This window comes from Microbacterium hominis NBRC 15708 (genome assembly GCF_001592125.1).
In the GTDB taxonomy this organism is placed as follows: Bacteria; Actinomycetota; Actinomycetes; order Actinomycetales; family Microbacteriaceae; genus Microbacterium; species Microbacterium hominis.
Genome location: NZ_BCWI01000009.1, coordinates 16,886 through 40,921, shown reverse-complemented (window position 1 = coordinate 40,921; position 24,036 = coordinate 16,886). Strand labels below are relative to the sequence as shown.

The window sequence follows — 24,036 nt, the reverse complement described above, 5'->3', positions numbered from 1 at the left end:
GTTCCCCGGTCATCGGGCGGCGAGCACCGCCTGGTAGAGGTCGCGGCTCGACAGCCCCGTCGCGGCCGCGACCTCGGCCGCCGCATCCTTCAGCCGCACACCGTCGGCCACGAGCGCCTGCACGTGTGCGACGGCGTCCGCGGCGGACACTTCCCGGGCGGGCGCACCGCCCACCACGAGGACGATCTCGCCGCGGACGCCGCTGGACGCCCACGCCGCCAGAGCCCCGACGCCGTCGCGCACGACCTCCTCGTGGAGCTTCGTGAGCTCACGGCACAGCGCCGCGGGGCGGTCGGCGCCGAACGCGGCGGCCATGGCGTCCAGCGTCTCCGCGACCCGTGAGGGCGCCTCGAAGAAGACCATCGTGCGCGGCTCCGCGGCGAGCAGACCCAGTGCACGCGCCCGCTCCCCCGCCTTGCGCGGAAGGAAACCCTCGAAGGTGAACCGGTCGGTCGGCAGCCCTGCCACGGCGAGCGCGGTCACCACCGCGCTCGGACCGGGCAGTGCGGTCACGGTCACGCCTTGCGCGACCGCCTCCGCGACCAGGCCGAATCCGGGGTCGCTGACGGTGGGCATGCCGGCGTCGCTGAGGACGAGCAGGTCCTCGTCGCGGGCACGGGCGACGAGCTCGGCCGCGCGCTGCTTCTCGTTGTGGTCGTGGAGCGCCACGAGGCGGGGCCGATTGGCGATGCCGAGCGCCTGCAGCAGCCGCACCGTCGTGCGGGTGTCCTCCGCCGCGATCACCGTCGCCTGCTCCAGGGCCGCGACCAGCCGCGGCGAGGCGTCGCCCAGGTTGCCGATGGGAGTCGCGCCGAGGATGATCACCGCTTCAGCTTAGGCTTGTGGCCGTGTCGACCACCGCCGAGTCGCTTCCGCCGCTGCTGCCGCCCGCGCGCACGTCCGCCTACGACCGCTGGCGCGAGCGCGTCGCCGCCGAGCCCCGCCTCCAGCGGCTGTACGCCTGGCTGGCGCCGCTGCTGGTCACGCTGCTCGCCGGCATCCTGCGCTTCGGGAACCTGGGGCATCCGCACGCCCTCGTCTTCGACGAGACGTACTACGTGAAAGACGCGTGGAGTCAGTGGAACCTGGGCTACGCCGCGACCTGGCCGGACGGCGCCGACGCACGCTTCGCGGCGGGCGAGACCGGCATCTTCACGACGGATCCGAGCTTCGTCGTGCACCCGCCGCTGGGCAAGTACCTCATCGGCATCGGGATGTGGCTGTTCGGCCCGGACAGCTCGTTCGGGTGGCGGTTCATGACCGCTCTGTTCGGCACGGCGTTGGTGCTGCTGCTGTTCCTGGTCGCCAAGACCCTCACCGGCTCGACCGTGTTCGCAACCGTGACGTCGTTCCTGCTGGCGATCGACGGTCTGGGGATCGTGATGAGCCGGGTGGCCCTGCTCGACGTGTTCCTCGCGTTCTTCGTGCTCCTCGCCTTCTGGTTCGCGCTCCTCGACCGCCGCCGCCATCTCGATCGCCTCGCCGCCGCGACGGTCGCGCTCCGGTCCGACGACGCCCCGCCGGCGTGGGGCGCCGTGCTGTGGAACCGCCCGTGGATCATCGCGGCCGGCGCCGCGGCGGGAGCGGCGACGGCCGTCAAATGGTCGGGCGTGTGGGTGCTCGCCGGGATCGGGATCTACCTCGTCGTCACCGACGCCCTCGAACGCCGCCGGCTCGGGGTGACCTTCTGGCCGATGGATGCCGTGCGGCAGGGGCTCGTCTCGTTCGTGCTGCTGGTGCCCGCCGCGGCCGTCGTCTACCTGGGCTCATGGAGCGGATGGCTGCTCAGCGACGGCGGTTACGACCGCAACGCCGCCGAGATCAGCCCCGCCACGGGACTGTTCTCCTGGGTGCCGCTGCCCATCCAGAGCCTGTGGACCTATCACCAGACGATCTACGGATCGATGGTCGGGATGACATCTCCCCACAGCTATTCCAGCGCCGCCTGGGCGTGGCCGTTCCTGTGGCGGCCCACCTCGATGTACGCCTTCTCCAGCGCCGACGGGCAGAACGGGTGCACCGGCGACAACGGCTGTCTGCAGATCCTCTACAGCATGCCGAACCCGCTGCTGTGGTACGCCTCGGTGATCGCGGCCCTCTACCTCGTCTACCGTTTCGCGGTCGATCGCGACTGGCGCCACGCGGTCGTGCTCGTGGGCATCGCGGCCACGTGGGTGCCGTGGCTGCTGTACCCCGAGCGGACCGTGTTCCAGTTCTACACGATCGCGATCTGGCCGTTCCTGCTGCTGGCGCTCGCGTTCGCGCTCCGCGAGATCGCGGGTGCGGCCCATGCCGAACCCGCGCGCCGCACGGCCGGACAGCGCGTGGTGATCGTGTTCCTCGTCGTCGCCGTGGTCCTGTCCGCGTTCTGGTATCCGCTCTGGTCGGCGATGCAGGTGCCGTACGACTTCTACCGGCTGCACAACTGGATGCAGGGCTGGGTCTGACCCCGCGCGCGAGCTCCACCGGGGCGACGGGATGCCGCCCCGGCGAAGCCGGGCGTCAGTTGACCTCGTCCGGGTGGGCCGAGACGCGACCGCCGCGCTCGAGCGCCGTGATGGCCGCCACCTCGTCCGCGGTCAGCGCGAAGTCGAACAGGTCGAGGTTCTCGCGGATGCGCTCGGGGTTGTTCGACTTCGGGAAGATGATGTGGCCCTGCTCGATGTGCCAGCGCAGCACGACCTGGGCGGGCGTCTTGCCGTGGGCCGCGGCCGCGGCGGCGACGGGCTCCTCGTCGAACAGCGGGTACTTGCCCTGACCGAGCGGGCCCCACGCCTCGATGAGGATGCCGTGCTCCTTCGCGAACGACGTGACGTCGCGCTGCTGGTAGGCCGGGTGCAGCTCGATCTGGTCGACGGCGGGGGTGACGCCCGTCGCCGCGATGATCTCGGACAGGTGCGCGGGCAGGTGGTTCGAGACGCCGATGCTGCGCGCCTTGCCGGCGTCGCGGATCTGCACCATCTTCTCCCACGCGTTGACGTAGGCGCCGTTGGCCGGCGCCGGCCAGTGCACGAGGTACAGGTCGACGGCCTCGAGGCCGAGCTTCTCGAGGCTCTCGTCGATCGCGGCGAGCGGCTCGTCGCCCCGCTGGCGGTCGTTCCACAGCTTGGTGGTCACGAACAGCTCGTCCCGCGACAGACCGCTCGCGGCGATGGCACGGCCCACGCCCTCCTCGTTGCCGTAGATGGCGGCCGTGTCGATGTGGCGGTAGCCCGCCTCGAGCGCGTCGGAGACGATCCTCTCGGTCTGCGCCGGGTCGACCTTGAAGACGCCGAAGCCGAGCTGGGGGATGGTGTGACCGTCGTTGAGTGTCAGGAGGGGAATCGTCATGTCCTCCAGCGTAGGTGCGCCCGATCGCCCTGCGGGCGGATGCCGCGGCATCCGGAGCATGGGTTGTTCTCCCCATCGCGACGCGTCGAGGGCTCCCCTAGGTTGTCAGGAGGGAGGCGGACGGATGAGCGATCTGAAGATCGATGTGAGCGAGGTCCTGTCGAGCGCGTCGCGCGCCGAGAGGATCGCGGCCGACTTCTCGACGGCCGAGCGCATCGCCGACGAGACGGCGGGCTACACGGGTCACGACGGGCTGGCCGGCAAGGTCCGCGACTTCGGCGGCAAGTGGGACATCGCACGCGGGAAGCTGGAGGACAACCTCACGTTCATCGCGGACTACCTGCGCGCGGTCGTCGACACCTTCGAGGACCTCGACACCGACCTGGCCGCCGCGGTGCAGCAGAGCCGGTCGGGCGACGCCGCAGCCGCAGCCGACGTGCGCGACGCGGCCTCCGCGACCCCCACGCCCGCGCCCGCGCCCGCCCCCGTCCCGACGCCGACACCGGGCCCGGCACCGACGCCCCCGACGGACGGAGACCGCTGATGACCCTTCCCGGCAACCCCGACGCGCTGGCCGAGCGCGCGGCGACCTACGTCTCGTCGGCCAGCCGCATCGAACGCGCCGCCGACGACCTCCGGGCGCTCGCGTATGCGAGCACCGCCCGCTCGCTGGACGCGATCCGCGAGCGCAGCGGCCAGGTGGCCGGAGACCTGAGCGCCGCCCACGGCCGTTACGCGGGCACGGCGCACGCGCTGGTCGAGTATGCGGCGGCGCTTCGCGACGCCCACCGCAAAGCCGACGAGGCCGACGCGAGCGAGGCGTACGCCGAGCGGCACGCCGGCAGCGCGGGCACGCAGGTCTCCGCGCTCGACCGGCACGTGCGCAGCCTGGAGCAGTCGGCCGCGCCCGCCGCGAACATCGAGACCGCGGAGCGTCAGCTCGCCGACGCGCGCGCCGCGGCCCGACGGTACGACGACGCCGCCTCGGCGGCTCGCGAGGCCCACGAACAGGCGCGACGCAACATGGAGGAGGCGGCGCAGCGCGCGATGGCGCTGATCGACAGCGCCATCGACGCGACCAACGAGGGGTGGCTCGATCGCGTCGGCAACTTCTTCGAGGGTCTCGGCTCGTTCTTCGCCGATCTGGCGAAGTGGGTCGGCGATTTCCTTCAGGATCTGTGGGACGAGCTCCAGCGGCTCGTCTCGACCGTGCTCGCCCTGGTGGGGACCGTCCTGATCCTCGCGCTGGTCTATGCGCTGCTCTCGCTCATCCCCGTGATCGGTCCGCTCATCGCGGCCCTGGTGGTCGGACTGCTCGCGGGGTTCCTCCTCTCGAGCATCCTCTCGGACGTCCTCAAGCCCACCCCGCAGGTGAGCGAGTACGACCGCACCCGGCGGGAGAAGCGCGATTCGCAGGGCGAGCCCACCGATCTCGCGCACGCCATCAAAGATGCCGGCTACGTCGACTCCTTCGGCCACTACACCGCCGACAGCGCCGACGAGACCGTCATCAAGGTCACGAAGGTGGTCGACGGCGACGGGGTCGTGCGGTGGCGTGTCGCGCTGCCGAGCACGCAGGAGTGGCTCTCGCGGTTCAACGGCGACCAGGGAGCGGTCAACGACCTCGACAGCAACCTCGCCCTCATGCTCACGCCCTCCCTGCGCTCGCAGTACGAGCGCGCGGTCCTGCAGGCGATGCAGCAGGCCGGGGTGGGGCCGGACGACCCGGTGATGCTCGTCGGCTTCAGCCAGGGCGGGATCATGGCGGGCCACCTCGCGGCCTACAACTCCGACTACAACTGGGATGCGGTCGTGGTCGCCGGCGCACCGATCGACAGCATGCCCATCCCGTCCTCGACGACCGTGGTCTCGGTGCAGCACGACGGCGACCCGGTGCCGCGCCTCGACTCGGTGATCTCCCTCGGCACCGGCGGATACGCCCAGCAGCGGCCGAACTGGACGACGATCAACACGCCGTCGCCTCTGGCGGCTCAGGGCGTCGGCGGCATCCACAACGCCTCCGCCTACAACTCGACGCTGCAGAGCCAGATCGATCGGGTGCCGCCCGCCACGCAGGACGATCTCAACGCGTACTTCATCGGCGACGGCAGCACGTACGGTTATGACACGACCTACTACTCCTGGCAGGAGAAATGATGCCCGGAACGACTCGACTCGCCGTCGCCGCGGCCGCCGCGGTCCTCGCGGTGGCGGCGCTCACCGCATGCACCGGCGGAGGCGGCGCGCCCGCCGCGTCCAGCGCCGCACAGGAAGGAACCGACGTGGATCTGCAGAGCGTCTACGCCGCCGTCTCGGCGGCCGATCCGGGGGTCGAGGATCCGCTGGGCACCGTGAGCACCTCCGGCATGGCGAAGACCCTGTCGGTGAGCGTGCTGGTGTCCGCCGACGAGCCGGTCACCGCCGAGCGCCTCGTGGCGATCTTCGTCGCGATCCGCGACACCACGCCCGCGAGCATCGAGACGGTCACCGTGATCGCCCGCGATGCCGCAGACGAGGAGAAGATCGTCGACCTGTCCGCGGCGGTCGCGGGACTCCCCGACGATGTGACGGCGCTGCACGACGGCGGCGTCACGCTCAGTCGCGTCGACCTCGAGAAGCTGTGAGCGACGACGCCGTCCCGGAGCTCGTGTTCCGCCTCGTCGGCACCTGGTGGCCCGTGGCGCTGGACAGCGACGAGGAGGCGCGCGCCTCGGCGACCGACGTCGCCCGCGGCACGCTCGGCACCGCCGATCAGCACGCGACGGCCCGCCGTCGGATGCGCGACGACCTCGTGGAGGCGGCGCGGGCCGCGCGCGAGGCGCACGGACGACTGCTGCTGCTGCAGACGGAGCTCGGTCCCGGCGAGCCGATGTCGGCCATGCTGACGCTGTTCGACGACGATCGCCTCCGCATGAGCCCGTCGATCGGCACGAACCCGCAGCACGTGCTGGCGGTGCTCGAAGAGGCCCTGCCCACCATCGCGCCCGACATGGCCGCGACCGCCGTGCGACGCCCGTTCTCCGACGGAGAGGTCGTGCGCGCGCATCGCGTGGACGAGTCGGTCGAGTTCGAGGACGGTGCCCCGTTCACCCAGCGGCGGCTCGTCGCCCAGTACTGGTATCCCGTGCCGGACTCGAAGAAGCTGAGCCTCGTCGTGCTGTCGACCCCGCTCGGCGACATCCCGAACGCGCTCCTCGCCTACTTCGACGCGATCGTCGAGGTCTCGGGGTTTCGCCCGGCATCCGCGCCCGTCGTGGACCACGCGGGCACCGTGGCGCGCTGACGCGCAATACGATGGAGGGCTATGCCTCCCGTCGTCCCCGTGATCTCCTACCCCCCGGAGCTGCCCGTCAGCGCCGCGCGGGAGGAGATCTCGCGCGCCATCGCGACGCATCAGGTGGTCATCGTCGCCGGCGCGACCGGCTCGGGCAAGACGACGCAGCTGCCGAAGATCTGCCTGGAGCTCGGCCGCACCCGCATCGCCCACACCCAGCCGCGCCGCATCGCCGCACGCACGATCGCGGAACGCATCGCGCACGAGCTGCAGGTTCCCCTCGGCGGCGCCGTCGGCTACAAGGTGCGCTTCACCGATCACGTCTCCGATGAGACGCAGGTCGCTCTGGTCACCGACGGCATCCTGCTCAACGAGATCCACCGCGACCGGTTGCTGCGCCGCTACGACACGATCATCATCGACGAGGCGCACGAGCGGTCGTTGAACATCGACTTCCTCCTGGGCTACCTCGCCCGGATCCTCCCGGAGCGTCCCGACCTCAAGGTCGTGATCACGTCGGCGACGATCGACCCGGAGAGCTTCGCACGGCACTTCGCGGATGCGGAGGGCACCCCCGCGCCGATCGTCGAGGTCTCCGGCCGCACCTACCCGGTCGAGATCCGCTACCGTCCGCACGTCCCCGAGGCCCCGGTCGCCGACCGCGGCCCCCGCGCCACCCCGGCCGCCGAGCGAGGCCCGAACGCCACCCCGGCCGCCGAGCGAGGCCCGAAGGGCACCCCGGTCGCCGACCGAGGCCCGAACGCCGCCCCGGTCGTTGAGCGAGGCCCGAAGGGCCGAGTCGAAACGCCCGCCGACGGCGACGACGTCGACGCGCTGCTCGCCGCGCTGCGGGAGCTCGATCGCGAGGCCGACGGCGACGTGCTCGTCTTCCTGCCCGGGGAAGCCGAGATCCGCGACGCGATGGATGCCGTGCGCGGCATGTACGCCAGAGACACCCGCCCGACCGAGGTCCTCCCCCTGTACGGCCGTCTGTCGGCGTCGGAGCAGCACCGCGTCTTCGAGCCGTCCGGCGTCGCCGGGGTGCGGCGCCGGGTCATCCTCGCCACCAACGTCGCCGAGACGAGCCTCACCGTCCCCGGCATCCGCTACGTCATCGACGCCGGCACCGCGCGCATCTCGCGCTACAGCGTCCGCTCCAAGATCCAGCGCCTGCCGATCGAGGCCATCTCGCAGGCCTCGGCGCAGCAGCGCTCCGGCCGTGCGGGACGCACGTCGCACGGCATCGCGATCCGGCTGTACGGCGAGGACGACTTCCGCTCGCGGCCGGAGTACACCGAGCCCGAGATCCTCCGTACGTCGCTCGCGTCGGTCATCCTGCAGATGCTCTCCCTCGGATTCGGCGACATCGAGGACTTCCCGTTCCTGACCAAGCCCGACAGCCGCGGGGTGAAGGCCGCGTTCGACCTGCTCACCGAACTGCGCGCCGTCACGCCGTCGCGGCGGCTGACGTCGCTCGGACGCGAGATCGCACGCCTCCCGATCGATCCGCGGTTCGCGCGCATGCTGATCGAGGCGCGGCGCCTGCAGGTGTTGCCCGACGTCTTGGCCATCGTGGCCGGGCTGTCCATCCAGGACGTGCGCGAGCGGCCGTCGGTGGAGGACGGCGCCGGACGCGAGCAGGCCGATCGGCTCCACGCGCGGTTCACCGACCCGACCAGTGATTTCCTCACCCTGCTCAACCTCTGGAACCACCTGCAGCAACAGCAGCGTGAGCTCGGGTCGAGCGCGTTCCGGCGGTTGTGCCGCAGTGAGTTCCTGAACTACGTCCGCGTGCGCGAGTGGGTCGACGTGCACCGACAGCTGCGTCAGCTGATGGGCACGTCCTCGCGCACCGCCGCGGGCGACTCGCCGCGCACCGACGGGAGCGCCGCCGATCCCGCCCTGGTCCATCGCGCCATCCTCGCGGGGCTGCTCTCCCACATCGGCATCCTCGACACCCGCTCCGTAGCGGCGAAGGCCAGCGGCCGGCCCGCCGACAAGCGCAAGCCGATCCAGGTGTTCCGCGGCGCACGCGGGAGCGCGTTCGCGATCTTCCCCGGTTCGGCGCTGCGCAAGGCCACCCCCGACGCCGTCATGGCCGCCGAGCTCGTCGAGACGTCGCGTCTGTTCGCGCGCACCGTGGCGGCGATCGATCCCGCGTGGGCCGAGGAGCTCGCCGGCGATCTCGCCCACCGCCAGCTGAGCGATCCGCACTGGTCGAAGGATGCCGGCGCCGCCGTCGCCGCGGAGAAGGTCACGCTCTTCGGCGTCGAGATCATCCCCCGCCGGCGGGTGCAGCTGGCGAGGATCGACCGGCCGCTGGCACGCGAGCTGTTCGTGCGGCACGCGCTCGTCGACGGCGACTGGAACAGCCAGCACCTCGACAAGCGGCTGACGGCCTTCGAACGGCGCAACCTCGACCTGCGTCGCCGCCTCGAGAAGGTGGAGGAGCGCGAGCGCCGCCGCGACATCCTGGTCGGAGACGAGGCCGTCTTCGCCTTCTACGACTCCCGCCTGCCGTCCGACGTGTTCGATGTGCGCTCGTTCGAGTCGTGGTGGCGCGACGCCTCGGCGCGCACCCCGCGGCTGCTCGACATGACCGAGGCCGACCTGCAGGGCGACGCGTCGCGTTCCGATGAGCGCGCGTTCCCGGGCCGGTGGCATCAGGGCGATCAGGTGCTCTCCCTCGCGTACCGCTTCGAGCCGGGCGATCCCGAGGACGGCGTGAGCGTGGTCGTCCCGCTTCCGCTGCTGGCGGGGCTCCGACCGGACGGCTTCGACTGGCAGGTCCCGGGGCTGCGCGCGGAACTGACCACCGCGCTGCTGAAGGCGCTGCCCAAGGCGATCCGCCGCCACGTGGTGCCGGCCGCCGACTGGGCGGCCCGCCTCGGCGAGGAGCTCAGCGACGCCGGGCCCGAGCATCACGACGGGCTTCCGCCGCAGACGCTGCGCGCCGCCCTCGCGAGCCGCATCCAGCGCATCGCGAACCAGCCGGTCACGGTCGCCGATTTCGACCTCGACCGCGTGCCCTCCCACCTGCTCGTGACGTTCCGCGCCGTCGACCACCGCGGCCGCTCGGTCGGCACCTCGCGCGATCTGGGCGAGCTGCAGGATCGGCTCGCGGGCCGTGCCCGTGAGCAGGTGGCGCGCACCCTCGCGCGCGAGACGCCGCCCGCGGCCCGCGTCGCACGGGCGGCGGCCGGCGCGCCGCCGGCCGCCGCGGCCCCCGCTCTCGCGGAGCGCACCGGCATCCTCACGTGGGACCTCGGCACGCTGCCGGAGGTGGTCGACACCAAGGTCGCCGGCGGCGTCGTACGCGGCTACCCCGCTCTCGTCGACGAGAAGGATGCCGTCGCCCTGCGCATCGAGGCGACGCCGGAACGGGCCGAACGCCTCACCCATGCCGGCGTGCGCCGGTTGCTGCTGTTGGCCGTCTCCTCCCCCAGCGCCTACGTGCTCGATCACCTCACCGCGGCCGAGAAGCTCTCGCTGGCCGCGTCCCCGTACCCGTCGGCCAAGGCTCTCATCGAGGATGCGCGCGTCGCGGTCGCCGACGCCGTGCGGGACCGCGTGGCCCCCGGCGGCGTACGCACGCCCGAGCAGTTCGCGGCCGTCCGCGACGCGTTCTCGGCCGCCGTGGTCGACGAGCTCTTCCAGGCGGTGTCGCTCACGGCGCGCATCCTCACGCTCCAGCGCGAGGTCGACAGGGCGATCAAGGGCCAGAACTCGATGACGCTGCTCACCGCGCTGGGCGACGTGAAGGGGCAGCTGGCGGGACTGATCTTCCCGGGGTTCGTGTCGCGGTCCGGTCTCGACCGCCTCCGGCACCTGCCGCGTTACCTGCAGGGCGCGCTCGAACGCGTCCGGACCCTCGCCGACAACCCCGGCCGCGACCGGCAGCGGCTGACCGAGTTCGAGCGCGCCGCCGCGCTCTACGCCGACGCGGGGGGCACGCTGCCCCTGCCCGCCGACGCGACGCCGGCGCTGGTGCACGCGCGGTGGCTGCTGGAGGAGTACCGGGTGAGCCTGTTCGCGCAGGCGCTCGGCACCGCCGAGCCGGTCTCGCTCCCCCGCATCACCAAGGCGCTCAGCGCCTGATCCGGCCGCTCCGACGCGGAATACGGGCGGGGCGGGGCCGTTGCATCCCGCATGAGCACCGCGATCGTGTACACCGAGTTCGGAGGACCCGAGGTCCTCACCGTCGCCGACGTCGAGGTGCCCGCCCCCGGGCCCGGCGAGGTCACCGTCCGCATTGAGGCGGTCGGTGTCAACCCCATCGACCACAAGCTGCGCTCGGGCCTGCGCGCATCCGACCCGATCGTCGAGCCGCGCCGCCTGGGCTCGGATGCCGCCGGCATCGTCACGGCGGTCGGATCCGAGGTCGAGGGCTTCCGGGTCGGCGACCCCGTGGTCGTCTTCGGCGCCGCCGGCACCTACGCGAGCGCGCTGACGACCTCCGCCGCGCACGTCTCACCGCGTCCCCCGCAGGTGTCGGCCGCCGAGGGGGCCGCCCTCGGCATCCCCGTCGGGACGGCGTACCAGACGCTCCGCTCGCTCGCGGTGGGCGCCGATGACACCGTGCTCATCCACGGCGGCTCGGGAGCCGTCGGGCAGGCCGCCATCCAGCACGCGGTGCTCTCGGGCGCGACGGTGCTCGCGACCACGAGCGACCGTCGGGCCGACCGGGTGCGGGCGCTCGGCGCGCATCCCCTGCCCTACGGCGCCACCGTGGTGGACGACGTGCGCCGGATGGCGCCGCAGGGCGTCACGGTCGCCATCGACCTCGCCGGCACCGACGACGCACTGCAGCAGTCACGCGAGCTCGTCGCCGACCATCGCCGCATCGCGACGCTCGTGCGCGGGAAGGATGCCGCAGCTCTCGGCATCCGGGCCTTCAGCGGCGGCAGCCCGGTGCCCTTGACGGCGCAGGAGCAGGCGTGGCGGGCCGAGGCCGTCCCGGTCACGGTCGCCCTCCTCGCTGCCGGACGATTCCGCATCGAGCTCGGACCGCGGCTGCCGCTGGCCGAGGCCGCGGAGGCGCACCGGCTCGTCGCCGCCGGCGCCGACGGCAAGATCGTGCTGGTCCCCTGACCCTCCCGGCTCAGCTGGCCGCGATGAGGGCCCGGTAGAAGCGGATGCCGGCCAGCCACGACGCGACCCGGATGCGCTCGTTGTGCGAGTGCAGGGCGTCGCGTTCGGCGCGCGTGAGGTGGAACGGCGTGAAGCGGTAGACGTGCGCGCTGATGGCGGTGAACCACCGGCTGTCGCTCGCACCGAGCTGGATGTAGGGCGTCGTGACGACCTCCTCGCCCAGCGTCTCGCGGACCGCCGTGGCGATGCGCCGCCACGGCCGTCCGCGCCACGGCGAGACCGGCGACGGATCGGACCCGTGGCGCACCTCCACCTCGACATGCGGGTCAGCGACGACGCGGCGGATCCGCGCCGTCGCGGAGGCGACCGTGTCGCCCGTGAGCAGGCGGACGTTGACCGCGGCGCGCGCGGTCGTCGCGAGGACGTTCTCGCCGGGGGCGCCCGACAGCTCGGTGGCGACGGCGGTGGTGCGCACCATCGCGTTCATCTCCGGCCCGAGCCGGGGGAAGACCCGCGCCACCACCGGCGCCAGCAGGCCCAGATTGGCGAACACCGTGCGCAGCGGCTGAGCGGCGTGCGGGGCGAGGGTGGCGAAGAGCGCCCGCACCGGCGGCGCGATGCGCGCGGGGAACGGATGCCGGTGGATGCGGTCGATCGCCCGGGCCAGGCGCGCCGTCGCCGGGAAGGCCGGCGGCGTCGACGCGTGCCCGCCGCCCTCCCGGGCGGTGAGACGGAGCGTCATGACGCCTCGCTCGGCGACACCCACCATCGCGGTGGGCACCGAGATCCCCGGCACGACGCCCTCCACCACGGCGCCGCCCTCGTCCAGGACGAGACCAGGCTCCACGCCGCGCTCGCGCAGCAGCGCGACGATCGCCCGGGCGCCCCCGCCGGCGGTCTCCTCGTTGTGCCCGAAGGCGAGATAGACGTCGTGCTCGGGTGAGAAGCCGTCGGCGACGAGCGCCTCGACCGCTTCGAGGATGGCGACGAGCGCGCCCTTGTCGTCGATCGCTCCGCGCGCGTGGATGGCCGCATCCGCGCCCTCGCCGGCGATCTCCGCGGCGAACGGCGGGAGATCCCACTCCTGCTCGACCACGGGCACGACATCCAGATGCGCCATCAGCACGAGCGGGTCCGCCCCGCCGCGGGCGCCCGGCCAGCGGTAGAGCAGCGAATGCCCGTCGACGACCTCGCGCTCCAGCACGGCATGCAGCGCCGGATACAGGCGCACAACCGCGTCGAGCAGCCGGTCGAAGGGCTCCCAGTCGATGAGGCCCTCGTCGGCATGCGAGACGGTCGGAATCTGCAGCAGCTCACGGAACCGGGCGATCGAGGCGGCGTTGTCGGCACTCACGGCTCGAGCCTACGCGGCCGCCGATAGGCTCGAGGCATGACCGACATCGCTCCCGGCAGCCCCGGCGCCGCCTCCCCGATCCCCGGCGCCCCCGTCCGCTGGGGCATCCTGGCGACGGGCGGCATCGCCCACGCCTTCACGAAGGATCTCCGGACCGCGGGGCTGACGGTCACCGCGGTCGGTTCGCGTCGCGCCGAGTCCGCGGAGGCGTTCGCGCAGGAGCACGGCATCCCCCGCGCCCATGGCTCGTACGAGGAGCTGGTCGCCGACCCCGAGGTCGACATCGTCTACGTCGCCTCGCCGCACAGTCATCATCGCGAGCACGCCGTCCTCGCTCTCGAGGCCGGAAAGCACGTCCTCATCGAGAAGGCGGTGACGCTCGACGCCGACGAGGCCGTCGCGATCCGCGACATCGCGGCCGGCCGCGGACTGCTCGCGATGGAGGCGATGTGGACGCGGTACCTGCCGCACATGGTGCGCATCCGCGAGCTCATCGCCGACGGGACGATCGGCGAGGTGCGCACGGTCGTGGCCGACCACACCCAGTCGCTCCCGCTCGATCCCGGCCACCGCCTGAACGCCCTCGAGCTCGGCGGCGGTGCCCTGCTGGACCTCGGCATCTACCCGGTCTCCTTCGCATGGGATGTGCTCGGACCGATGACCGAGGTGCGCGCGGTCGGTCGGCTCGGCGAGACGGGCGCCGACACCGAGGTCGCGATCGCCGCCGTCCACGAAGGAGGCGCGGTGTCGTCGCTCGTCACGAGCTCGCGCGCCGCCGGACCGAACGCGGCGCACGTCATCGGCACGGCCGCCCGCATCGACATCGACCGCGTGTGGTACGAGCCCACCTCCTTCCGCGTGACCGCGACCGACGGCACGGTCATCGAGGAGTACCGCTCCACCGTCGACGGGCGCGGCATGCAGTTCCAGGCTCTGTACGCCGAGGCGCTGCTGCGCGCGGGACGCACCGACAGCGACCTCCTCCCGTTCGACGAGTCGATCGCGATCATGGCCGCCCTCGACGGCGTGCGAGCCCAGCTCGGCGTGACCTACCCGAAGGGGCGCTGACATGGCCGAGCTGCAGGGCAACCGCGTCGCGGTGTATCTCGACTTCGACAACATCGTGATGAGCTGGTACGACCGCGTGCACGGGCGCAACTCCTACGCGGCCGACCGGCAGAAGATCATCGCCGACCCCGACGCGCCCGAGATCGCCCAGCGCCTCAAGGACGCGACGATCGACGTCGGCGCGATCATCGACTACGCGGCATCCTTCGGCACCCTGGTGCTCACGCGCGCCTACGCCGACTGGTCGTCGCCGGTGAACGCGCTGTACCGCTCGCAGCTCGTCGCGCGCGCCGTCGACCTCGTCCAGCTGTTCCCGGCCGCCGCGTACGCGAAGAACGGCGCCGACATCCGCCTGGCCGTCGACACGGTCGAGGACATGTTCCGCCTGCCCGACCTCACCCACGTCGTCATCGTGGCGGGAGACAGCGACTACGTGCCGCTCGCGCAGCGCTGCAAGCGTCTCGGCCGGGTCGTCGTCGGGGTCGGCGTCGCCGGGTCGACCGCGAAGTCGCTCGCCGCGGCGTGCGACCAGTTCGACGCCTACGACTCGTTGCCCGGCGTCGTTCCGCCGGCGGCGGCCGCCACCGCACAGAAGAAGACGGATGCCGCGGCCACGACGTCTTCCCGCCGCCGCAAGAAGGCGGAGGACCCGACGGCCGAGCTCCTGGGCCGCGCCCTGCGGCTGGAGCAGGAGCGCACCGACGACGAATGGGTGCATCTGTCGGCCGTGAAGAACCTCCTCAAGCGGATGGACCCCTCGTTCAGCGAGAAGGCTCTCGGCCACCGGTCGTTCTCCGACTTCGTCAAGGCGCACCCGACCGTCGCGGACATCGACGAGACCACGAACATCGTCCGCGTGCGCCCGCACACGTCCGACGCGGCCGACGAGGGCTGACCCCCGCCGGCCGCGCCGGGCGGACGAGCGGTCAGCCGGCGAAGGGGATCGCCCCGACCAGGACGCCGACCGCGAGCATCGCGAGCGAGACGAGCGTCGCCCGCCACAGCACCTTCTTGTGGTGGTCGCCGAGGTTGACGTTCGCGAGGGACACGAGCAGCAGGATCGCCGGCACGAGCGGGCTCTGCAGGTGCACCGGCTGGCCGGTGATCGAGGCCCGCGCCATCTCGACGGGCGCGATCCCGAAGTGCGACGCGCTCTCGGCGAGCACCGGCAGGATGCCGAAGTAGAAGGCGTCGTTCGACATGAAGAACGTGAACGGGATCGACAGCACTCCCGTGATCACGGCGAGGAACGGGCCCAGCTCGGCGGGGATGACCGAGGTGATCCACGAGGCCATCGCGGTCACCATGCCCGTGCCGTTGAGCACGCCCACGAGCACGCCCGCGGCGAGCACCATCGACACCACGCCGACGATCGACGGGGCGTGGGCGACGATCTCGTCGGCCTGGCTCTTCAGCTTCGGGAAGTTCACGATCAGCGCGATCGCCGCTCCCACCATGAAGACGAACGCCAGCGGGAACAGGTCCAGGATCAGCAGCACCATCACCGCGACCGTCAGCGCGAGGTTGAACCAGATGAGCCGCGGGCGCAGCGTGGGCCGGTTCGGATCGAGCATCGTGTCGGCCATGGCGGTGTCGGCGGCATCCACGAGGGCGGTCGCCGCGACGGCCTCGCGGGCGCCGCGCACGGTGACGATGTTCCCTGTACGCAGCGTCGCCGCGGCTCCCGGCTTGGGCTCGGCCCCGCGGAACAGACGCGGCGCGCCGAAGATGCCGTCGCCGCGGGTCGCCTCGATCCGCGTGGTGTCGACCACGCCGGCGAGGCGGCGGCGCTCGCTCAGGCCGAGGAACCACGCGAAGGCGAGGGAGATCACGAGACCCGTCGCGAGCGAGGGCAGCATCGGCACGAAGATGTCGGTGGGCTCCAGCGAGAGAGCGGATGCCGCGCGCACCGTCGGCCCGCCCCACGGCACGATGTTCAGGGTGCCGTTCATCAGCCCCGCCACGCAGGTGAGCACGACCGGGCTCATCCCCAGCCGGAGATAGATCGGCAGCATCGCGGAGGTGGTGATGATGAAGGTCGTCGATCCGTCGCCGTCCAGCGACACGGCCCCGGCGAGCAGCGCCGTGCCGAGCACGACCTTCGCGGGGTCGTCCCCCAGCACCCGCGTGATCACGCGGATCAGGGGGTCGAACAGCCCGACGTCGATCATGATGCCGAAGTACATGATCGCGAACATCAGCAGCGCCGCGGTCGGCGCCATCGATTTGATCGCGTCGATGATCATGTCGCCGAGCCCGAGACCGGCACCGGCGAACAGGCCGAAGATCGTCGGCACCACGATGAGCGCGACCATCGGCGTCAGGCGGCGCGTCATGATCAGCGCCATGAAGGTCAGCACCATCGTGAACCCGAGCACGACGAGCACACCGTCCGAGGGCGTGAACGCCAGATCGTAGCCGTCGTCGGCGGCGGCCGCGACGAGACCGAGGGGAACAGGGGGCATCTCGACTCCTTCGTCAGCGGCCGACGTTCGTCGTCGACCGGATGCCGCGAATCTAGGGACCGCGCCGCGGCGGCGCGCGCTATCTCTCATTCCCGCGACTTCTGCGCGAAGCGCGAGTTCAGCGCATTATGCTCACCAGATGAGATTCGCGACGCGCGCGGCGCTGCTGCTGCTGGCGACGGTGGTCGCCGTCGTCGCGGTGTGCGTCGTGGTCTTCGTGATCCTCGGCGTCCAGCTGCTGCGCGCCGAGGCGGAGACCTCCGCGCTCAACATCGCCCGTACGATCGCCGTCGATCCGCAGGTGCGCGCCGAGGTCGCCGCGATGAGCGCCGATCCGGGCACGCCCGACGGTGCCGAGCTCCGCGACGGAGAGCTGCAGCGCCTGGCCGACGCCGTGACGGCGCGCACCGGGACGCTGTTCGTCGTCATCGCCGACGACCACGGCATCCGTCTCGCCCACCCCGACCCCGACCAGCTGGGCCGGCCGGTCAGCACGGACTACCGTCAGGTGCTCGCCGGCAACGAGGTCGTGACGTGGGAGGAGGGGACCCTCGGCGTCTCGGCGCGCGCGAAGGTGCCGATCCTCCCGCCCGACGGCGAGGGCACCGCCCCCGTCGGCGAAGTGAGCGTCGGATTCGAGCCCTCGAGCGTGTTCGACGACCTCCCGGCGCTGCTGGGCGGCATCGCCGCCGCGGCCGGCGCGGGGATCCTGGTGGCCGCGCTCGCCGGACTGGTGCTGCGACGGCGGTGGGAACGCGTGACGCTGGGCTTGCAGCCGGAGGAACTGGTCGCCCTGGTGCAGAACCAGGCCGCGGTGCTCGACGGCGTGGGCGACGGCGTCGTCGCGCTCGACGGGGAGGGGACGGTGCGCCTGTGCAACGAGACCGCCCGCCGGCTCCTCGATCTCGACGCCCCCGAGGGGCGCACGCTGGAGGAACTCGGGGTCGCACCGGCCATCCTCGTCGCCGTGCGCGAAGGGACCGCGGGCGACGGGATCGTGGTGGGCGATCGGGTGCTCTACGTCGACGCCCAGCCGGTCCGTCGCGAGGGGCGCGACCTCGGGGCCGTCCTGATCGTGCGCGACCGCACCGACATCGTGGCCCTCACGGAGCGGCTCGACACCGTGCGCGCGATGACCGGCGCGCTGCGCGTCCAGCGACACGAGTTCGCCAACCGCCTGCACGTCGCGGCCGGCCTGCTCGACGCGGGGCGCGACCGCGAGGCGCGCGAGTTCCTGGGCGATCAGCTGCAGCGCGGCCCGGTGGACTATCCGGTCGAGAACCTCGATCTGATCGGCGATGCCCTCCTGCATGCGCTCATCGGCGCCCACGCGCTCGAAGCCGGCGAGCGCGGCGTCCGCGTGTCGATCGATCCCGACTCCCTGCTGCTGTCGCCGCTGCGCGACGTCGAGGACGTCGCCGCCGTGCTCGGCAATCTCGTCGACAACGCCGTGCGGGCGGCGGTCGCCGGTCCCGAGCCGCGGGAGGTGCGGATCGGCTGCTTCGGCGACGGCCCGGACCTCGTCCTCACGGTCGCCGACTCGGGCGCGGGCGTCCCCGACGACGCCGACCTCTTCCGTCGCTCCGCACGGCCCGCCTCCGATCTCGACCGCGTGCACGGGCTCGGCGTCGGCCTTCCGCTGTCGCGGGAGCTCGCCCGGCGCCGCGGCGGCGAGGTCTGGCTGATCGATCCCGGCGGACGCGGCCCCGCGGGCTCGGGCACGGGGGCCGTGTTCGGCGCGCGTCTCGTGGACGTGCTGGACGCCGGCACCGCCGCGGACCCCGCATCCGGAAAGGACTCCGCCCGATGAGCTCACCCGTCCGCGTCCTCGTGGTCGACGACGACTTCCGGGTCGCCGGCCTGCACCGCGACATCGTCGCGGAGCGTCCCGGCTACACCGCGCTGGAGCCGGTGCGCACCCTCGCCGCGGCGAGCGCCGTCGTGCGGGCCGACCGGCCCGACCTCATGCTCGTCGACGCGTACCTCCCGGACGGCGACGGCATCGGCTTCGTGCAGGCCTGCGGCGTCGACGCCGTCGTCCTGTCCGCCGCCGCGGACGCCGCGACGGTCCGCCGCGCGCTGCGCGCGGGGGCGCTGGGCTACCTCGTCAAGCCGTTCGAGCGCCGCGCACTGACCGACCTGCTGGATCGCTATCTGCGCTTCCGGAACCTGCTCGACGAGTCGCGCACCGTCTCGCAGGAGGAGATCGACCGCGCGCTGGCGCTCCTGCGCGCCGGCGGTGAGACCCCGTCGGTGTCGCGGTCGGCGACCGAGCAGGTGATCCTCGAGGCGCTCGGCGACGACGAGTCGTCGGCGTCGGAGATCGCCGACCGCGCCGGCGTCTCGCGCGCCACCGCGCAGCGGCATCTGTCGGCGATGGCGGCCCGCGGAGTCGTGGACGTGCGTCTGCGCTACGGCACCACCGGACGCCCGGAGCACCGCTACCTGCGCGTGCGTGCGTGAGCGCACAGGAGCTGTGCGGCACTGAACCTTGTACCTGAATCACTTTTCAGGTAGCGTCCACGTCGCGGCATCCCCCCGCCGCACCGCGCTCTACAAGGAGGTATCAGCGCATGGCTTCAGCCACCCCGCCAGACACCACGCAGCCGTCGTCCGGGCTCCGCCGGGTCGTCAGCGCCTCGATGGCCGGCACGATCGTCGAGTGGTACGAGTTCTTCCTCTACGCCACGGCCGCGACGCTCGTGTTCAACCTGATCATGTTCCCCCCGTCGGACGATCCGTACGCGGGCATCATCGCCGCCTTCGTCACGTACGCCGTCGGGTTCGTCGCGCGCCCTCTCGGCGGCATCGTCTTCGGCCACTTCGGCGACAAGTACGGACGCAAGAAGCTGCTGCAGCTCGCGATCATCCTCGTCGGCGTCGCCACCTTCCTGATGGGGTGCCTTCCCACCTTCCAGCAGGTCGGCTACTGGGCTCCGGCGCTGCTCGTGCTGCTGCGGTTCGCCCAGGGCTTCGCCGTCGGCGGAGAGTGGGGCGGCGGTGTGCTCCTGGTGGCCGAGCACTCCCCCGACAAGACCCGCGGCTTCTGGGCCTCGTTCCCCCAGGCGGCCGTCCCCATCGGCAACCTCGTCGCCACGATCGTCCTGCTCGTGCTCAGCCGCACGCTCTCCCCCGAGGCCTTCCTCGCGTGGGGCTGGCGCGTGGGCTTCTGGCTCTCGGTGGTCATCGTCGCGATCGGCTACTACATCCGCACGAAGATCACCGACGCGCCGATCTTCCTCGAGGCACAGAAGGAGGTCGAGGAGCAGAAGCACGTGCGCTACGGCGTCTTCGAGGTGCTGCGCCGCTACCCGCGCGGCGTGCTGACCGCGATGGGCCTGCGCTTCGCCGAGAACATCATGTACTACCTCGTCGTGACGTTCTCCATCACCTACCTGAAGATCGCGCTCGGCGTCGACACGGCCGAGATCCTCGGGATGCTCGTGATCGCCCACATCGTGCACATGATCGTGATCCCCCTCGTGGGCGGCCTCGCCGACCGGATCGGCCGCAAGCCCGTCTACGCGATCGGCACCGTCGGCGCCGCCGCCTGGGGCTTCATCGCCTTCCCCATGTTCAACACGACGCAGCCGCTCATCATCATCCTGGCGATCTGCCTGGGCCTGGTCATCCACTCGTTCATGTACGCCCCGCAGCCGGCGATCATGTCGGAGATGTTCCCGACCCGCATGCGCTACTCGGGCGTCTCGCTCGGGTACCAGGTCACCTCGATCGTCGCCGGCTCGCTCGCCCCGATCATCGCGACCGCACTCCTGTCGGCCTACGGCACCTACATCCCGGTCGCGCTGTACCTCGCCGTCGCCGCCGCCATCACGCTCGTCGCGGTGGTCTCGATGCGCGAGACGAAGGGCAGCTCGCTCCACGAGCTCGACCGCGTCGACCGCGAGCGCCTGGTGGCCGAGACCGGCACGGTCCGCGTTCAGGCCGGCCGCTGACCGCGGACGTCGAGGGGGCGGATGCCGCGGCGTCCGCCCCCTCGCCGCCCGATCAGTCGCGCGTGGCGAGCAGCGCCCACTCGGCCAGGAGCGGCGGGGCGGCGAGCCGCACGAGGCGGGCGGCGTCGCCGTCCCGTCGCGCGAACGTCTTCATCCGGCCAGTACGCCCCGGCGGGTGTCGGCCGCGTCGGTAGGCTGAAGGGATGAGCGACGGTGCGGCACGAGCGATCCGACGCCTCCCCGACGGCACGGTCAAGCAGATCGGCCCGCTGACCGGGACGCGGGTGTGGACGGTCCCGGGCCGGGCGAGCCGCCCTCTGGCGCTCGCCCGCGACGACACCCGCCGGCTCGGCCCGGGCGAGGATCGGCGGCTCTGCGCCTTCTGCGTCGACCGCTACTTCGAGACCACGCCGGAGAAGGCCCGCCTGGTGGGACCGCGCTTCGAGGAGCTGCGACGCGTCCCCGCCTCCGCACTGAACGACACGGTCGCCGAGTTCCGGCGCTTCGCGAACCTCTTCGAGATCGTCTCGGCGGAGTACTGGCGCGAGAACCACGGCTTCCGTCAGCCCGCGCACGTCTTCCGGTGGGCCGAGGAGTACCTGTCCGACCCCGTCGGGCGCGTCCACCTCGAGAAGCTCGCCGAGATCCGCGCGCAGGCCGCGGGCACCGAGACCAGCCTCGAAGAGGCGGCTCTGGATCTGCTCGGCGGCTCCCACGACGTCGTGGTGGCGCGACGCCATGTCGTCGACGGCGCGACCACCGACGCCGAGCTGGCCTCCTCGGGCACCCTCACGCCCGGCGAGCACGCCGCGTACGTCGCCTTCACGGTGCGGGCCCTCGCGGAGATCCAGGCCGCGCAGCCGCACGCCGCCTACGTCAGCGTGTTCCAGAACTGGCTGCGCCCCGCCGGCGCCTCCTTCGAGCACCTCCACAAGCAGCTCGTCGCGATCGACGAGCACGGGCCGCAGGTCGACCACGAGCTGCGGCTGCTCTCCCACGATCGCGACCTCTACCAGCACGAGATCGCCGACCTCGCCGTGGCCGAACGCCTCGTCGTCGCCGCGAACGACGGCGCCGTCGCGTTCGCCGGCGTCGGCCACCGCTATCCCGCCTTCGAGATCTTCTCGACCTCCGACGCCAATCTGCCGCAGGACCACACGGATGCCGGCATCCGCGCCGTGTCCGACCTGCTGCACGCTCTGCACGCCGCCACCGGCGTCCACGTCCCGACCAACGAGGAATGGCACTACCGACCGCCGGGTGCACCGTGGCCCATGCCGTGGCGGGTCGTGCTGAAGTGGCGCATCTCGACGCCCGCCGGATTCGAGGGCGGCACGAAGATCTACGTCAACACGATCGATCCGTGGGAGCTGCGCCGCCGCGCGGTCGCGACGCTGCACGGGCTGCGCGACGCGGGCGCCCTGTCCACCGGCATCCGCATCGGCGATGAGTGCACGCCGGACGACGCCGTGCTGCACTATGCGGACCCGGCGTGAGCTTCCCGTTCGAGCGCCTGCGTCGCGCGCCCGACATCGAGGGTGAGGGTCTGGTCGCCGCGGATGCCGCGGACCGGCTCATCCTCGACGAGTCGGCGGCGCTGCGCACCGCGGCGGGGCCGGGTGAGATCGTCGTCATCGGGGACGGCTACGGCGCCCTCGCACTCGGCGCGGCCTTCGCCGGCGCGCGTGACGTGCGGGTGCATCAGGACGCGCTCTCGGGCGAACGCGCGCTCGCCGCGAACGCGCGGGCGCTCGGCCTGGACGACCGGGTGTCGTCGGGTGCTCTGGACGCGGCGCTGGTGTCGGGGGCGCGCGTCGTGCTGCTGCGACTGCCGCGCGCGCTCGATGCGCTGCGCGACATCGCCGGGCTGATCGCCGCACACGCGGTATCCGATGTCGTCGTGGTCGCCGGCGGGCGGCTCAAGCACATGACCGTCGCGATGAACGACGTGCTGCGCAGCGCGTTCGACACTCTCGACGTCACGCACGCGCGGCAGAAGTCGCGGGTGCTGATCGCCCGCGACCCGCGCGGCGTCGGCGGCGATCCCGTGCCGGCCGCGGCGCGCATCGACGGGCTGGAGGTGCGGGCGTTCGGCGGCGCGTTCGCCGGCGCGCGACTGGACATCGGCACGCGCGCGCTGCTGGCGGCGCTGGACGCGGCGCCCGCCGCCCCGGCGGGCGGCACCCCCGACGATCCCTGGATCGACCTCGCGTGCGGCACCGGGATCATCGGCGCCTGGCTCGCCCGGCGGCATCCGGCGGCCCACGTGTACGCGAGCGACCCGTCGGCCGTCGCCGTGGCATCCGCCCGGGCGACGGCGGCCGCCAACGGCCTCGCCGACCGCGTGATGGTCGCTCGTGCCGACGGTCTGGAGCAGCGCGCGGATGCGTCCGCGTCGTTCATCGCCCTGAATCCGCCCTTCCATTCCGGCGCCGCGCTGACCGCGGGCATCGCCGAACGCCTGTTCGCCGACGCGGGACGGGTGCTGCGCCCCGGCGGCGAGCTGTGGTGCGTGTGGAACTCGCCCCTGCGATACCGACCCGCATTGGATCGGCTGGTCGGTCCGACCCGTCAGATCGCGCGCGACGCGAAGTTCACGGTGACGGTGTCGACGAGGCGCTGATCCCGCCGGAGCGAGCGACGGGCCGCCCGATCAGACGATGCCGGCGCGGATGCCGTCCAGCGAGTCGGCGACCTTGGGGAGGCGCTGAGCGAGCACGCCGTCGAGCTCGAACAGGCGCTCCCGGGCGTCCTGCAGGACGCGGGCGCCCTTGGAGGTGACGTGGAGGTCGCTGGCCGCTCCGGCGTGGGCCGTCGCATCCTGGACGAGGCCGTCGTCGACGAGCGTGCGGACGGCGGTGTGCGCCGACTGCACCGTGATGTGAGAGCGGCGGGCGAGCTCGGAGAAGGAGATCCCCGGCTCGGCGTAGATGTGCCCGAGGAGGCCGAACTTGCGGGTGCTGATGCCGAGGTCCTTCAGGATCGCCGCCAGCTGCTCCTCCCACATCGCCGAGACCGCGAGCAGCGCGATGACCGGACTGAAGCGGGGGCTCTCTTGGGTCATGGCCCCATGCTAGCGAGCCACCGGCGGACACGGCCTCAGGCGCGACCGTGAGCGAGCGCCGCGACGACGGCGGGTGCGGGATGCCGAGGTGTCCCGCACCCGCCGCGTCATCAGGGTGCGCCGACGACGGTGTGCGCCATCACCGAGGCACCGTCCGCGCTCGTCCAGCCGTGACGGGCGGCGAAGGCGATCATGTCGTCCCACCGGGGTGCCCAGTCGTCCTCGGCAACCTGCTCCTCGGCGAGCGCCCGCAGGCGCGCGATGTCGAGCCAGTGGTGCAGCGCGCCCACGCGCTCTCCGCCGAGGCCGGCACCCGCCAGCGCGGCCGAGACGGCGCCCCCGACGGGGGCATGGATCTCGAGCCTCGCCGTGTCCGCGGGCTCCTCGAGCTGGACGTCGCCGTCCGGGCGCACCGTCACGATCATCGCCCGCTC

General features: G+C 72.4%; 20 protein-coding genes. 14 read left to right on the top strand and 6 right to left on the bottom strand.

The window, feature by feature from the left end; translation table 11 throughout:
* Positions 1-9 precede the first annotated feature (9 nt).
* The gene (gene rsmI, locus MHO01S_RS08705; RefSeq protein WP_060959321.1) at positions 10-825 is read right to left on the bottom strand and encodes a 16S rRNA (cytidine(1402)-2'-O)-methyltransferase; all 816 of its coding nucleotides are present in this window, start codon (positions 823-825) and stop codon (positions 10-12) included.
* 23 nt (positions 826-848) lie between these two features.
* Here rsmI and MHO01S_RS08700 point away from each other — a divergent pair, with 23 nt between their 5' ends.
* A complete protein-coding gene (locus MHO01S_RS08700) occupies positions 849-2,447 on the top strand; it encodes a dolichyl-phosphate-mannose--protein mannosyltransferase (RefSeq protein ID WP_060959333.1) in 1,599 nt (532 codons plus the stop codon).
* A gap of 55 nt (positions 2,448-2,502) precedes the next feature.
* Here the strand turns inward: MHO01S_RS08700 and MHO01S_RS08695 are convergent, their stop codons facing one another.
* Positions 2,503-3,330 carry an aldo/keto reductase gene (locus tag MHO01S_RS08695; protein WP_060959320.1) on the bottom strand — a complete coding sequence of 276 codons (828 nt, stop codon included), beginning with the start codon at positions 3,328-3,330 and terminating at the stop codon, positions 2,503-2,505.
* 124 nt (positions 3,331-3,454) lie between these two features.
* Here MHO01S_RS08695 and MHO01S_RS08690 point away from each other — a divergent pair, with 124 nt between their 5' ends.
* From MHO01S_RS08690 to MHO01S_RS08665, 6 genes are read left to right on the top strand one after another with little or no spacing between them, the layout of a single operon-like run.
* Positions 3,455-3,874, top strand: a complete 420-nt coding sequence (locus MHO01S_RS08690) for a hypothetical protein (protein WP_060959319.1) — start codon at positions 3,455-3,457, stop codon at positions 3,872-3,874.
* Positions 3,874-5,487, top strand: a complete 1,614-nt coding sequence (locus MHO01S_RS08685) for an EI24 domain-containing protein (RefSeq protein WP_061782164.1) — start codon at positions 3,874-3,876, stop codon at positions 5,485-5,487. Before MHO01S_RS08690 ends, MHO01S_RS08685 begins: the two co-directional genes overlap by 1 nt.
* Entirely contained in the window at positions 5,487-5,954 is a 468-nt protein-coding gene (locus MHO01S_RS08680) for a hypothetical protein (RefSeq protein WP_060959318.1), read from the top strand. The genes MHO01S_RS08685 and MHO01S_RS08680 overlap by 1 nt, the downstream gene beginning before the upstream one ends.
* The gene (locus MHO01S_RS08675) at positions 5,951-6,613 is read left to right on the top strand and encodes a hypothetical protein (RefSeq protein ID WP_060959317.1); all 663 of its coding nucleotides are present in this window, start codon (positions 5,951-5,953) and stop codon (positions 6,611-6,613) included. Before MHO01S_RS08680 ends, MHO01S_RS08675 begins: the two co-directional genes overlap by 4 nt.
* A gap of 21 nt (positions 6,614-6,634) precedes the next feature.
* Complete coding sequence (gene hrpA, locus MHO01S_RS08670) at positions 6,635-10,702, top strand: ATP-dependent RNA helicase HrpA (RefSeq protein ID WP_061782163.1); 4,068 nt, start codon at positions 6,635-6,637, stop codon at positions 10,700-10,702.
* Between the two features lie 51 nt (positions 10,703-10,753).
* Positions 10,754-11,695, top strand: a complete 942-nt coding sequence (locus MHO01S_RS08665) for a quinone oxidoreductase family protein (RefSeq protein WP_061782162.1) — start codon at positions 10,754-10,756, stop codon at positions 11,693-11,695.
* A 10-nt stretch (positions 11,696-11,705) separates the two neighbouring features.
* Here the strand turns inward: MHO01S_RS08665 and MHO01S_RS08660 are convergent, their stop codons facing one another.
* Entirely contained in the window at positions 11,706-13,049 is a 1,344-nt protein-coding gene (locus tag MHO01S_RS08660) for a M20/M25/M40 family metallo-hydrolase (protein WP_061782161.1), read from the bottom strand.
* A 36-nt stretch (positions 13,050-13,085) separates the two neighbouring features.
* Between MHO01S_RS08660 and MHO01S_RS08655 the strand changes: the two genes are divergently transcribed.
* Together MHO01S_RS08655 and MHO01S_RS08650 are read left to right on the top strand one after the other, a co-directional pair.
* Positions 13,086-14,117, top strand: a complete 1,032-nt coding sequence (locus MHO01S_RS08655; RefSeq protein ID WP_060959418.1) for a Gfo/Idh/MocA family protein — start codon at positions 13,086-13,088, stop codon at positions 14,115-14,117.
* 1 nt (position 14,118) lies between these two features.
* Positions 14,119-15,012, top strand: a complete 894-nt coding sequence (locus MHO01S_RS08650; protein WP_060959417.1) for an NYN domain-containing protein — start codon at positions 14,119-14,121, stop codon at positions 15,010-15,012.
* A gap of 31 nt (positions 15,013-15,043) precedes the next feature.
* On the opposite strand, the gene citH is transcribed toward MHO01S_RS08650, so the two are convergent.
* Positions 15,044-16,582: a citrate transporter CitH gene (citH, locus tag MHO01S_RS08645; protein ID WP_060959416.1), complete on the bottom strand. Its 1,539-nt coding sequence runs from the start codon at positions 16,580-16,582 to the stop codon at positions 15,044-15,046.
* A gap of 139 nt (positions 16,583-16,721) precedes the next feature.
* Here citH and MHO01S_RS08640 point away from each other — a divergent pair, with 139 nt between their 5' ends.
* The 5 genes from MHO01S_RS08640 to MHO01S_RS08620 all read left to right on the top strand — a co-directional run bounded on the left by MHO01S_RS08640 (position 16,722) and on the right by MHO01S_RS08620 (position 23,161).
* Entirely contained in the window at positions 16,722-18,392 is a 1,671-nt protein-coding gene (locus MHO01S_RS08640; RefSeq protein ID WP_060959415.1) for a sensor histidine kinase, read from the top strand.
* Positions 18,389-19,045, top strand: coding sequence for a response regulator (locus MHO01S_RS08635; protein ID WP_060959414.1), 657 nt, complete (start codon positions 18,389-18,391; stop codon positions 19,043-19,045). The genes MHO01S_RS08640 and MHO01S_RS08635 overlap by 4 nt, the downstream gene beginning before the upstream one ends.
* A 110-nt stretch (positions 19,046-19,155) precedes the next feature.
* Complete coding sequence (locus MHO01S_RS08630) at positions 19,156-20,538, top strand: MFS transporter (protein ID WP_060959413.1); 1,383 nt, start codon at positions 19,156-19,158, stop codon at positions 20,536-20,538.
* A 203-nt stretch (positions 20,539-20,741) separates the two neighbouring features.
* Positions 20,742-22,034: a DUF4921 family protein gene (locus MHO01S_RS08625; protein ID WP_060959412.1), complete on the top strand. Its 1,293-nt coding sequence runs from the start codon at positions 20,742-20,744 to the stop codon at positions 22,032-22,034.
* Positions 22,031-23,161: a class I SAM-dependent methyltransferase gene (locus MHO01S_RS08620; protein WP_061782160.1), complete on the top strand. Its 1,131-nt coding sequence runs from the start codon at positions 22,031-22,033 to the stop codon at positions 23,159-23,161. The genes MHO01S_RS08625 and MHO01S_RS08620 overlap by 4 nt, the downstream gene beginning before the upstream one ends.
* 30 nt (positions 23,162-23,191) lie before the next feature.
* Here MHO01S_RS08620 and MHO01S_RS08615 read toward each other — a convergent pair whose 3' ends face one another.
* A complete protein-coding gene (locus MHO01S_RS08615) occupies positions 23,192-23,602 on the bottom strand; it encodes a MarR family winged helix-turn-helix transcriptional regulator (RefSeq protein WP_060959411.1) in 411 nt (136 codons plus the stop codon).
* Positions 23,603-23,712: 110 nt separating this feature from the next.
* Entirely contained in the window at positions 23,713-24,027 is a 315-nt protein-coding gene (locus MHO01S_RS08610) for a hypothetical protein (protein ID WP_061782159.1), read from the bottom strand.
* Positions 24,028-24,036 lie beyond the last annotated feature (9 nt).